The organism is Porphyromonas sp. C0041D3, assembly GCF_056590575.1.
This window is the reverse complement of sequence record NZ_JBWPWJ010000005.1, coordinates 159571-171618: the sequence shown is the minus strand read 5'-3', so window position 1 is coordinate 171618 and position 12048 is coordinate 159571. Positions and strand designations below refer to the sequence as shown.

At 61.1% G+C, this 12048-nt stretch carries 12 protein-coding genes; 2 read left to right on the top strand and 10 right to left on the bottom strand.

Translation table 11 applies throughout. The annotated features are described in order from the left end of the window. Positions 1 to 34 precede the first annotated feature (34 nt). Both AC1EKE_RS05275 and AC1EKE_RS05270 read left to right on the top strand, forming a co-directional pair. Complete coding sequence (locus AC1EKE_RS05275) at positions 35 to 1015, top strand: aminodeoxychorismate synthase component I (RefSeq protein ID WP_480308557.1); 981 nt, start codon at positions 35 to 37, stop codon at positions 1013 to 1015. Continuing rightward, positions 1012 to 1689, top strand: a complete 678-nt coding sequence (locus AC1EKE_RS05270) for an aminotransferase class IV (RefSeq protein ID WP_480308556.1) — start codon at positions 1012 to 1014, stop codon at positions 1687 to 1689. Before AC1EKE_RS05275 ends, AC1EKE_RS05270 begins: the two co-directional genes overlap by 4 nt. Here AC1EKE_RS05270 and AC1EKE_RS05265 read toward each other — a convergent pair. The 10 genes from AC1EKE_RS05265 to AC1EKE_RS05220 all read right to left on the bottom strand — a co-directional run bounded on the left by AC1EKE_RS05265 (position 1612) and on the right by AC1EKE_RS05220 (position 11837). After that, a complete protein-coding gene (locus tag AC1EKE_RS05265) occupies positions 1612 to 2394 on the bottom strand; it encodes a glycosyltransferase family 32 protein (RefSeq protein ID WP_480308555.1) in 783 nt (260 codons plus the stop codon). The two genes, AC1EKE_RS05270 and AC1EKE_RS05265, sit on opposite strands and share 78 nt — an antisense overlap. Continuing rightward, entirely contained in the window at positions 2391 to 3263 is an 873-nt protein-coding gene (locus AC1EKE_RS05260; protein ID WP_480308554.1) for a glycosyltransferase family 2 protein, read from the bottom strand. The genes AC1EKE_RS05265 and AC1EKE_RS05260 overlap by 4 nt, the downstream gene beginning before the upstream one ends. 6 nt (positions 3264 to 3269) lie before the next feature. After that, entirely contained in the window at positions 3270 to 4247 is a 978-nt protein-coding gene (locus tag AC1EKE_RS05255) for a glycosyltransferase family 2 protein (RefSeq protein WP_480308553.1), read from the bottom strand. Further along, positions 4244 to 5305 (bottom strand): polysaccharide pyruvyl transferase family protein, encoded by a 1062-nt coding sequence (locus AC1EKE_RS05250; RefSeq protein ID WP_480308552.1) that lies wholly within the window; start codon positions 5303 to 5305, stop codon positions 4244 to 4246. The genes AC1EKE_RS05255 and AC1EKE_RS05250 overlap by 4 nt, the downstream gene beginning before the upstream one ends. Before the next feature lie 5 nt (positions 5306 to 5310). After that, complete coding sequence (locus AC1EKE_RS05245; RefSeq protein ID WP_480308551.1) at positions 5311 to 6315, bottom strand: nitroreductase family protein; 1005 nt, start codon at positions 6313 to 6315, stop codon at positions 5311 to 5313. After that, entirely contained in the window at positions 6303 to 7865 is a 1563-nt protein-coding gene (locus AC1EKE_RS05240) for a lipopolysaccharide biosynthesis protein (protein WP_480308550.1), read from the bottom strand. The genes AC1EKE_RS05245 and AC1EKE_RS05240 overlap by 13 nt, the downstream gene beginning before the upstream one ends. A 125-nt stretch (positions 7866 to 7990) precedes the next feature. Beyond that, complete coding sequence (locus AC1EKE_RS05235; protein ID WP_480308549.1) at positions 7991 to 9022, bottom strand: ISL3 family transposase; 1032 nt, start codon at positions 9020 to 9022, stop codon at positions 7991 to 7993. Next, complete coding sequence (locus AC1EKE_RS05230) at positions 8991 to 9380, bottom strand: ISAon1 family transposase N-terminal region protein (protein ID WP_480308548.1); 390 nt, start codon at positions 9378 to 9380, stop codon at positions 8991 to 8993. Before AC1EKE_RS05230 ends, AC1EKE_RS05235 begins: the two co-directional genes overlap by 32 nt. A gap of 186 nt (positions 9381 to 9566) precedes the next feature. Beyond that, positions 9567 to 10940 (bottom strand): cell envelope integrity protein CreD, encoded by a 1374-nt coding sequence (gene creD, locus AC1EKE_RS05225; RefSeq protein WP_480308547.1) that lies wholly within the window; start codon positions 10938 to 10940, stop codon positions 9567 to 9569. Between the two features lie 15 nt (positions 10941 to 10955). Beyond that, a complete protein-coding gene (locus AC1EKE_RS05220; protein ID WP_480308546.1) occupies positions 10956 to 11837 on the bottom strand; it encodes a Fic family protein in 882 nt (293 codons plus the stop codon). Between the last annotated feature and the right edge of the window lie 211 nt (positions 11838 to 12048).

The window sequence follows — 12048 nt, the reverse complement described above, 5'->3', positions numbered from 1 at the left end:
GGTTGATTCTCCCACAAAGGTAGTACATTTGGTTATGCTTAGTGATATAGTCTGGGACTTCAATCGACTGGGGGCGTCCGGGACCCCCTTCTACTTCCTCCTGAGTTATAAGGGGGACGAGTGCTACATCGACACGGGCGACGGCTCGAGTGGGCAGGCTTTTTACCTCTCAGTAGAGGGGCAGGCCAATCGGTCCTTGGAGAGCCTCCCCTACGATAGATCATCGGCGCCCCTCTCTCTCTCAGCTCATCCGGAGAGCTTCGAGCGGTATGCGGAGCGCTTCGGGGTGATCCGGGAGGGGCAGCTGCGGGGGGACTCCTTCCTCGCCAATCTGACGCTGCGGACAGCGGTGGACTTCAGCGGTGACCCGAGGGAGCTCCTGAGGCGGGTGCGGGCGAAGTATTGCGCCTGGGTGCCGGGGCGGTTTCTCTGCTTCTCCCCGGAGATCTTCGTCCGTATCTCTGAGGAGGGGGAGATCAGTTCTTACCCGATGAAGGGGACGATCGACGCCACGCTGCCGGATGCGGCGGAGCGGATCCTCTCTGACCCGAAAGAGCAGGCGGAGTCGGCGACGATCGTCGACCTGATCCGCAACGACCTCTCCTCCGTGGCGGAGGGGGTCCGGGTGCGGCGCTACCGCTATCTGGATCGCGTGGAGACGCGCGGCGGGGCGCTGTTGCAGGTGAGCTCCGAGGTGACGGGACAGCTGCGCGAGGGGTGGCGCGACAGGCTGGGCGACCTGCTCGATCGGCTCCTCCCGGCCGGGTCGATCACCGGAGCGCCTAAGGGGGCGACCCGGGCGCTGATCGAGCAGGCGGAGAGGCATGAGCGGGGATTTTACACCGGCATCTGTGGTCGCTTCGATGGGAAGAGCCTCGACACGGGCGTGATGATCCGCTTCATCGAGCGGGATGGGGAGCACTATTTCTACCACGCCGGCGGGGGTATCACGATCAATAGCGACTGCCGGAGCGAGTATGAGGAGGTGATCGAGAAGATATACCTGCCCCTATGATCCGCTACATCGAGACCATCAGCGTGGAGCAGGGGGAGGCGATCCCTCTCGCAGCGTATCACCTCCGGCGGGTGCGGGAGACGCTGGGGAAGGAGCCGGACTTCCTCCGGTCGGAGGGGCAGCTGGTCAGGCTCTTCCGAGCAAACCGCCCCGCTGAGGAGGCCGAGCAGTATAAGCTCCGCCTCGTCTACTCCGCTGCCGGCATCGAGGAGGTGTCGGTCACCCCTTATACGTACGACATCAGTCGGGTGAGGAGACTTCAGTTAGTGGAGCTGCCGAGCGACTATCGCTACGACCGGAAGTATCTCGACCGGGAGCTCCTCGACCGCATCACCGTCTCCCTGCCGGACCACGAGACAGTGGCGCTGCTGACGCAAGGCGGGCGAGTGACCGACACCACCTTCACCAATGTCTGTCTCCGCCGTGACGGCCGCTGGGAGACGCCCGACCGACCTCTCCTGGAGGGGACGAGGCGTCGCTCCTATCTCGATGCGGGGGCGATCAGTGCCGTGCCGGTCTCGGTCTCAGAGCTGCTCGCCGGCCGCTGGAGGGAGATCTCCCTGATCAATGCGATGAATCCGCTCGGTCGGATGATCCTACCGATCACCTCCGCGACGCTTCTTGTCTCCCCAGACGAGCCGCCTGAGAGTCTGGACGAGGCGCCCATTGAGTAGCCGCTCGCTCCGCTCCTGACCCAGGATCCGATAGAGTACCCGCTTGATGCGGAAGATCGTCCCGAGGTGGCGTGCGTAGGGGTCGTCGCTCTGCCAGGTGGCGGCGTAGTGGTGGATCGTGCGGCTGCGGGGTGTGAGCGTTACGCGGTGGCTGACGAAGTCCATAGTGTAGAAGTAGTCGGCGGGGTAGACCGTCACGTCCCCCACCCGCTGGAGCCGGTCTTGGAGCCGAAGCCCTTTCTCCTGCAGCGTCGTGGTGAGTAGCTGCGGATTGGGCGTGAGGTCGAGTGTCCCATCGGGCAGACGGAAGGGACGGCTCTCGTAGTGGGTGAGTAGCTCTTGGATAAAGGGATGGTGCGGCTCGGCGGCGATGATCCCCGCCAGCACGTGCAGCCCCACTTCCTCGCCCAGTCCGACGAAGGCGGTGTCGTCCAGCAGGTCGTCTATGGAGTGGATCACCTCCATGTCGGTGTCGAGGTAGATCCCGCCCTCTCGCTCGAGGGCGTAGAGGCGTGCCACATCGGAGACAAAGGCGTACTTCCCCGCCTCGTAAGCCTCCCGGGTGTAGTCGAGCCGGTCGATGGCGAAGGTCTCCTCCGTCCACGCCCTCAGCTCATAGCCGGGGAGCTTCGCCCGCCAGCTCTCCACCATGGGGGGCAGAGGATTGGGACCAAACCAGCAGTAGTGTATGATCTTGGGTATCATCGTGGGGTGTATCTCCGCTGATCTTTTTTCCTAAAGTATCGCCCGATGGGGCGAAGCAGCGTCCACGTGCGCGGCATCCGCGGTCGCTCTGCCGGCGGGATCAGGTCGTAGTAGCGCCAGACGCTGATGATCGACCGCAGGCGGGTCTTGAGTGGCACCTCCCGGTCTTGCGCCAGCTCGAGGTGGTAGGTGAGGGCGGACCGGGGCGAGTGGTAGAGGAGGCTCATATACTTCGCACTGAGACCATCGTCTCGGTACTCGCAGAGGTAGATGACGCGATTGAGGAAGCGAAAGCGGTACTGCCGGTCGAGGCGGTTCCAGACCAGTGCCTCGGTGCAGAAGCGCTCGCCCTCCGGCTCGGGGAAGGGGTATCTCCGCAGGTAGTCGGTCCGGAAAACCTCCGCCATATCCTGCATCATCCCCCGCTGGTGACGGATCGTCCGCAGGTGGTCATCGAGGGTATCCTCCCCGAGGTCTCCCGAGGGGGTGCCGTCGAGGGCTCCTCGCAGCCCTACCAGCCCGGCAAAGGTGGCATCATCGCTGATCCGCTCCGTCTCTCTCAAGACAGTCTCCACCGCATCCGACGGCAACCGGTCATCGCTGTCGACAATGAAGAAGAAGTCGCCCCTCGCCAGCTCGGCCCCTCTGTTGATCGCTCGGTGCTTGCCGCCATTGGGCTGACGGTGGTAGCGGATTGGGAAGGGGTTGACCGCCCGAGTCCAGCCCTCCACAAGCGACCTCGTGTCATCGGTGGAGCCGTCATCGACGATGATCCACTCGAGGTCGTGACAGCTCTGCTCCCTCAGGCTCTCGTAGAGCTTGGGGAGAATGTAGGCGCGGTTGTAGGTGGGGGTAAAAATCGTCAGCATACGCGGTCAGCGGATCTTTCGCTTGATGCTCCAGAGCAGATCGGAGAGCCGGTAGGAGCTGCGGGCGTAGTCCATCAGTCGGAAGGCGATGCGCCGCACACCCCGCTCGGAGGGGTAGCGGTAGCGGAAGTGGCTCATGATCTCCGCAAAGGACTTCTCCTCCCCCGCACGGGAGATCTTATTCATCGCCATGTCGGCAAGGATGTCATCGTACCACGGAGCCAGCAGTGCAGCGTAGTCTTCGCCTTTGCCCTGATAGGGATAGGTCTCGTCGACCCATCTGAGTAGCCGTCGTGCCGCCTCCAGCTCCTTGGAGGCCTTAGGTCCCTGCGTGATCGCCCCGGGGCGCTCCCGCCGGTAGTTGTACACCACCGCGCCTGCATAGTACCCGATGCGCCGACAGTGAGGCATGGCGGAGATGAAGAAGGCGACATCCTCCCCCGGCTGTATGGGGATGAAGGTGAGCTGCCCCCGCTCCACCACCGATCGATGCATAATGAAGGACCAGGAGGTGGCGTAGCAGCGGTGCCGGTGGATCAGTTCGCGCCCCGTGACGATCCGCTCCCCGAGGGCGGAGAAGTCGATATTGGGTCGGGTGGTGCCGTCGGGAAAGCGGTCTGCCCAGTCGAGGAGGCAGAGGTCGAGCTGCCGAGCCTCAGCATCGGCGAGCAACCCTTGCAGCACGCCCTCCTCGAGCCAGTCGTCCGAGTCTACATGGAGGAGGTACTCCCCGGAGGCGAGGGCAAGGGCGGCGTTGCGGGCAGAGCTGAGCCCGCCATTCTCCTTATGGTGATAGATGAAGTGTGGCTCCCGCTCCGCATACGCCCGAGCGATCTCTCCCGACTCGTCCGTGCTCCCGTCGTCGATGAGGATCACCTCGTAGCTCCCGACATCCAACCCCTGAGCGAGAAGCGAGTCGAGACAATGCCGCAGGTAGGGCGCAACGTTGTAGATCGGGACCAGTATGGAGAGCTTTCTTGTCATCGCTGCACCACCTCTGCCAGATAGTCGAGGGAGAGGTGCCTCTGCTCCTCGAGCCGCTGCCGGACCGCCTCGTAGTCGGGGCTGAAGGAGAGGAGCGGAGCCCCCTCGCCGAGACAGCCGGTGAGCCCGAAGTCCTCCAGGAGACCGGTCACCTTGATCCGATTGAAGTCTGTCGGGAAGACCGTCATCGGCACTCCCGCCAGCAGTCCCAGCACCGTGCCGTGGAAGGTATTGGTCACCACCCCGGCAGCGTGTGCGAAGTAGCCGATGAGCGTCTCCGGCTCCAACGCGAGGTTGCGATGGGCCCAGGGGTGGTAAAAGCCGACGGAGACGATCTCCAGCCCCTCGCGGGCGGCGTAGGTCTCGATCTGCCGGACGATGACGGGGTCCTCCCGCCGATAGTCGTAGCCGTAGACGAGGAGGTAAGGCCGTGCCGGTGCGGGTGGGGCGATCTGTCGCTCGGCGTCAAAGCCGTCCAGCAGCACCGGGTCAAGCGTCCGGATGGGTCGACGCCCCGTCAGCTCCTCCACGATGTCGGCGGAGTTGGCGTCCCGCACGGAGATGTGGTCCATCGCCGAGAGTGCCGCCCGGACCATCGGGAGGCAATGCCGATCAGCGATATCGCTCAGGGTGGTGGAGCCAAAGGAGGCAGCGTAGGTCGACACCCGGTCTGAGGGGACGCCGAAGCCCCACCTCGCGGGCGTGATCCCGGCATGGAGGGTAAAGACCTCGTCGCTACCGATCAGCACCCCCTCGAGGTCACGGTAGTCTGCGAGACGTCCCCCGCGCAGCCCTTTGTCCCGGACAAATCGGCGGAGGACCGTCCGCTTGCGCTGCGCAAAGAGGAAGCGGTCGCCCCTCCAGAGCCACTCCTCGGGGCGGTCAATGGAGATACCGCCGGCATCGGACCCCTCCTGAGGGGCGAAGTCGTGATTTTCCTCATACCCCAGAGCCCTTGCCTCGATGCCGAAGTGGCGGCGGAGGACCCGCGTGAGTCCGTAGAGCTGGAGTACGGTGCCGTAATTGGTGACGTCGTCAAAGGTGATGATCCCGTACATAAGTGTTATCCTAAAAGTGTCTCCTCGGGCGGTCGACGCCGTGAGGGGGTGGTGAGGATCGGCGTGGCGGGAAAGCCGATCGGGACGATGGCGATGAGTGCCTCCGACTCCCCGCAGCCGGTGAGGCTGAGGATCCTCGCTTCGTCCCGCGGGAGGAGCGAGGCATTGCCGGCGCAGGCGCCCACGCCGTGGTAGTGGAGGGCGTAGAGGAGGTTCATCAGATAGATCCCTCCATCGATGTAGGGCTGCTGCCGATCCATCCCCTCCATATAGGTAAAGGTGAGGTCGGCGGTGATAAGGAGCAGCTGCCTGATCCCCTCGCTCTCGCTTCGGAAGCCGCCCTGCAGATCGAGGATCTCACGGACTATGGCAGGGTCGGAGACCGAGTGGACCCGCACCTCCTGCCGATTGCAGGCGGAGGGGGCGGTATTGGCGAGCCGGATCACCTCCCTGAGCAACTCGTCCGGTACCGGGCGGTCGCTGAAGCGGCGGATGCTATGGCGGGAGGGAGCAAAGGTGGCAAAGTCTCCGTGCCGTGCCTCCTCGGGTAGCACCTCCACCGCCCTCCGGGTCGAGTGGTGGGTGAGAGCGCTGTAGGTGGCGTCGGGGAAGTAGTCCGAGATGTCCGCCTCCTGCTCCCGGTGGTAGCTGTAGTAGGCGCTCAGGATCTCCTCGGCGGCGATGATCTGCGAGGTCTCCGGCAGGCCCTCCTCGCGCCATGCCTCGAGCAGCTGCAGCAGGCGCGCCACCTTTGCCCGTCCGAAGCGCAACCTCAGGTCGCCCCCCTCGTGGAGGAAGCCCTTCTCGAGCGAGTGGTAGAGCACGGTGATCTCCAGCTCTCGAGCCGAGGGAGTCTCCGGGTGGAAGTAGGCGGAGTGACGGCGGTAGCGCCGATAGTCGGCGAGGAAGATCCGGGGCACCTGCAGGCGGAGGCGCACCCGATTGTACCACGACATCAGCCGCGGTCCCAGCAGTCTCTTTAGTCTCTCCTTTGGTGTCACCTTCTCCATGATCCTACTCGCTCCCGCACCACACGGCGGAGATAGCTCCGCTCACCGGTCGTGAGCCCTATCCAGAGGATCAGCCCTCCGGATACCACAAAGCTACACAGAGTTACCGTAACGAGCCGCCCCCACGACGGCTCCAGCGCATCCCGCATCATCAGCGTCACGCCCGCCGAGAGGGCGATGATGAGGAGCGGCTTGGCGACCACCTCCCGCACATAGGTGGCTATGCCGAGCGCCGGGATCTTCTCCCGCACGAGGATCAGCCTCAGAGCGAGTGCCACCACATCGATCCCGATGTGGATGTAGAAAGCAGTCTCCACCGCCATCCCCGCCTTGTACGCCACATAGGTGAGCGGGAGATTGAGCATAATCAGCGTGCCGACGAGCGCCTGATACTTGGCGATGCGCCCCGTCGCCTGCATCGCCATGGCGAGCGAACCGGAGGCGCACTCCACCATGCAGTCGATGAGGGCGAGGGAGGCAAAGAGCACCGCCCCCCTCGGCGGCGTCACGAGCCAGACCGTCTGGAGGAAGTCCATCTCCAGTATCGCCGGCACGCAGACGAGCGTCAGGAGATAGAGAGAGAACTTCCCCGTGCGGGTCACCAGCCGAAGCATCTCCTCCGTCTCCCCGACAGCGTACCGCTTGATGATCTGAGGATTGGACGCGACCTGAAAATTGGTATAAAAGGTCTGCACCGACGACATCACCTGCATAGCTATGGCGCGGGCGGCATTGGCGGTCGGTCCGAAGAAGAGGTTCATCAGCACATTGGCCCCCTGCCCCTTCATCACCCCGGCGAGGTTGCCGAAGACATTCCATCCCATATAGCCGAGCAGCGTCCGGAAGTAGCCCTTGTCCTCTATCCGCGTCAGTTGCGCACCGGGGAAGTGCTGCCGCACATAGAGCCTGTAGATCAGCGCGATGACGAGGCTCACCCCGAGGAGCATCCCCCCGTAGGCGACGAGTCGGTCGACCTCGAGGGTAGCGTAGACCAGCACGAGGACGACGCCCAGCTTGAGGAGCGTCTCGAGGATGCTGATCCGGGCAAAGACCCCCATCCGCTCATCCGCCACGATGAGGGCATTGAAGGGCACCTGCACGATCGTCACCATAAAGGAGAGCACGGCGAAGTGGTAGACCCAGAGCGCCGCCGCCATACGCCCCGGTGGGATGATTAGGTAGCGGTGGACAAACCACAGTCCCACCGTCTCCGCCAGTAGCCCGATCACGAGAGCCAATGCCATATGGAGGTACCGGGTGGCGCTGAAGGTGATCCTCAGGTGCGCCTCATCCCGCCGCCCCAGGTCGACGGCGAGGAAGCGCTGCGTCGCCCCGATCATCGCCCCATTGAGGAAGCCGAGCATCGTCACCACGCCACCGACGACGTTGTAGAGACCATAGTCGGTCACCCCGAGGGCGGCGAGGAGCGCCCGGGAGGTATAGAGCCCGATCAGCAGCACGACCAGCTGACGGACGTAGAGCATCAGCGTATTGCGTGCGATACGGCTGTTGCTCCCTCGGTGCTCCTCCTCAGGCAGGGTTGGTTTCATACGACAAAGATACCCCCTTTCTCCTGCTTTAGGACGCCTACCCTCATTTGAGCCATCGGCTAATTCGCATTTTGATGTGCTGGGACGGGGAGGGGTGAGAAATCACCTTGGTTGAGGGGAGGGAGTCAGGAGAAGTGGAGGGCGACTCGGTAGAGAAAGAAGTCGGTGTTTCTGGCTCCGTAGTTGACGCTGACAAAGCGCTGCAGATTTTGATTGAGAGCCTCCGCCTTGGCATTGCTCTCCCTGCGGTAGAAGTATCTCAGGATGGGGGTGGAGTTTGACCTGAGGAAGTTGGCGATGTTGCGTATCTCCTCCACCTTGCTCTCCATTCCTTCCTTGGTGATGAGCATAAGATCTGCCTCCTTTATCTTGTACTTCCGATCGCTGTACCGCGGTCGGATCGGCTCGTACCACTTCCGGATCCTTAGGCAGTATTTGTAGGCTTCTTCGATCTCAGGGAATTGCTTGAAGAGTATCTTCGCCCGCTCCTTTTGGTCGTCGGTCCACTCCGTTTTGCGCTTGAAAAGGAGACCCCTCGAGCGGTGTAGGAGTTGCTTGAGGGTCTCTTCGTTGGAAAACTTTTCCTGCAGGGTCAGCTTCTCTTTTACCGTCTTATTCTTCTTCCGCTCAAGGGCAAGGATCGCTTGTCGGTGGCGGATTCGGACACTCTGGAGCTGCTCAAGAATTTCGCGGAGGACGTGAAACTTGTCCGCCACCTGATAGGCATTGGGAAAGGTCGTCCTCGCCAGCCAATCATAATTCGGAGCCATGTCCCGAGTCACACTCTTGACCTTCATCTTGGTCTTGACCGCAAACCTTGATAGGACCTGCCGAAGCTCGGAGGTCCTGAGCGTGTCAGCCATCAGTGCGATCCTGCTCGTCTCTCGGTTGCTGATGATTGTGTAGCAGACGCCGTCGATCGTCTTCTCGTCGATTGCCATATAGGAGCCTACGTTTGACTCCTTGAGGATCGGCACCCTTATCTTTTTTCGTCCTCCCTCTCGCCGGACCTCGATATCATCTTGATAGATCCTGCCGTCCCGCTCTGCCTCACGGAAGCCACTCAGGTAATCCTTGTACCACCGGTCAAGACGCTTCGCATCCGTCCCGAGGACATAAGCGATATTACCAATGCTGATCGGCTTCCCCTCGACCAATTTCTTTTAAAAAAGCACCGAATTTCGGAGTGCATTTGATCCCTTCGATCGTGTATTTGTAGGTGTTGAAATAGGACTCTCGACCGCCCTTCTCCTTCCACCGACGGCGGCGTATGTAGATGAATGCCTCGCGACCGGCTATGGGAAAAGTCTGGATCTCGCAGGGATTCATGTAGCCACATCGGACCACCTCCTTGGCTTCCGTCAGCTCCGGAGGATAATGGCTCTCATCGTCCTTCTCGTCCATATAGAGTCGGTAGACCCCGCACTCCTTTTTCACCTCTCTCAGCTCAAAGTCGCGAAGGATCTCCTCCGGAACAAATGCCGATACCAGCTCCCTTATCTCTGCTGTTTCCATAGCCTCTTAACAACTTCCTCATCTATTATCCATTGTCTCCTCAACAAAGGTAATCTCTTTTCCCCTCCCGTCCCAGCACATCAAAATGCGAATTAGCCGAGCCATCCGAGAGGGCTTTTTCTTTTATCGGTATTAGATTTCTCTAATACCGATATTAGATTTCTCTAATACCGATATTAGATTTCCTCAGTCGCGGAGGGTCTTGGCGGAGATGTACATAACGATTGCCAGGATGACGAAGAGGACTAAGCTCCCGATGAGGAGGGCGTAGCTCTCCAGCTGCATCAGCACGTAGATGGTCAGGTAGAGGAGCGTCATGATGCCCCCGAGGAGGAGTGCCTTCCTCGTCTCTGGGAGGATCATGCGGAAGTAGATGGTATTGAGCCCTATCGTCATCACGGCGGAGATCAGGTAGGCGAGCCCGAAGCCGATCACCTCACTCATGGAGAGGAGCAGGGTGTAGAAGAGTACCAGCGAGAGCCCTGTGAGGACGTAGTGGAGGAGATTGATGCTCCCGCCGCGACGACGTAGTGTCAGCTCCACGAGGTAGACCGAGAGGAGCGTGAGGGCGATGACGAGGATGCCGTACTTCACGCTCCGCTCCGTCTGGGCGTAGTTGTCTACCGGGCGGAGGAGGCTGACGAAGTGGCTGTTGCGGAGGAGGGTGGACTGACCCTCGGCGGCGATCAGATTGTCCTCGGCGAAGGTGCTCCAGCGAGCCTCAAAGTCCCCTTCGGTGATGCTGTAGTCGTCCGGCAGCTTCTTGCCCCGGAAGGAGGGGTCGGCCCAATTCCCCTTGATCGAGCTCTTGGCCGATACACCGACGGCGAGGAGACCGAAGTGCTCACTCCCGGCGATGTCGGTCTGGAGGCTGAAGGAGAGGTCTCTCAGCGCCCCCTCCTCATCGTCGGAGAGGGGCAGGTCGGCAGAGAGCGGGGCACTGGTCACATTCCCGTCACTCAGGTAGGGGTAGTTCACCTCCATGAGATCGCCGTAATTGTCATCGATGCAGGTGGTGAGCGTGGAGAGGGAGGGGTCGTTCTTCATCTTATACTCCTTCCCATTGACCTTGATCCTGACGATGTCCCGGTAGCCGGTGGCATCGCTGGTGGAGAAGGCGACCTTCGCCCGGCTGAGGTCGTATGTCCCCTTCACCTCCGAGAGGGCGCGACGGATCTCCTCCGCCCGCCAGGTGCCAGATAGGTCTACGTGTGCCGTATAGACAGCGACCTCGTAGATGCTTCGGTGACGGTTCTCAATATCGAGCACGGCATCAGCGGAGACCTCCTCGGGGATCAGGTAGAGGGCGCTCTCCTGGGCGTCTTTCACGTCGGGTGTGTAGGGGACGACCAGTACGGGGGTAAGGATGTTTTGGCTCTCGCCCCAGCGTGAGGTGATCTCCTGCGTAGCCTTGCGCCCCTCGTACTGGCGCGAGGAGACCAGCCCCTCCACCATAAGGAGAGGGATCAGGAGCAGTAGGGCGACCAGCCCGATGATAAGCGTCTTGGCGACAAAGGATAGGGAGTGCTTAAGCTCCCTCTGCGGTGGTATGACTTCCATGATGATAATATGATGTTAATAGGTGATGCGAAAATAGTCGAGGATCGCTCTGTACCGATCCTGAGCGGTGAGACAGGTGTCGAGGAGATACCCCCGCACCTCTTCCCACCGATCAAGCCCCCGATAGTAGTACATCTTGAGCTCCTCAGTGATGATAAAGGGGACGATATGGTGTGCTAAGCACTCCTTAAAGATGATCAACCTGCCTACGCGGCCATTGCCGTCCCGGAAGGGGTGGATCATCTCCAGTCTGTAGTGGAAGTCGAGGATCTCCTCGAGGGAGACCTCTCCCTTACCGGAATACTCCTGCAGAAGTGCCCTCATGGCTGCCGGCACATCCTCAGGGGCTGCGGTCTCCTTTCCTCCCACTTCGTTGGGCAACCGCTTGTACTCGCCGACGGCAAACCACGGTCTGTCCGCATCGGAGGTGCCCGCCTTCAGGATCGCGTGCAGTCTCTTGATCATCTCCTCCGTCAGTGGCTCCTCCGCATGCTCTATGATGAAGTCGATGCAGCGGAAGTGGTTGGTCGTCTCGATGATGTCGTCGACGCTGACCGCCTCATCGGTGACGCCGATGGTATTGGTCTCGTAGATGTAGCGCGTCTGCTCCTTAGAGAGACGACTTCCCTCGATGTGGTTGGAGTTGTAGGTAAGGTCTATCTGCGTCCGATGGTAGATGCCCCCTCTCATCTTGCTCTCCATCTGCTCTCGAAGAGCAACCAGCAGAGGCGAGTGCTCCGTCTCGGCAGGCAAGGGGGCATCTGCCGGGATACGCCACATCTCCCCCTCTTGCTCGGCGCCGGGCAGCTTCCCCTCGGCGCAGTAACCTCTCACGGCCTGCACTGTCAGGCCATGATTGGCGGCATACTCTTCCTCCGGGACAAGTCTCATATCCATACACTACTATTCCTCTGCAAATATATCCTTTTCGCCCCGATAGTAAAGCTACTCTCTATAGGGGCAGGGGTGACGCCTCGGGGTTGCTGTCTCTGCAGGTGGGTCCGGCGGGAGAGGTGAGACCTGCTGCCCAATCTTGTCCTTAGGAACTATGGAGGGGATGGGAAAAAAGATGCTATGAGGTAGAGAATTATCTTTACATTTGAGGAGT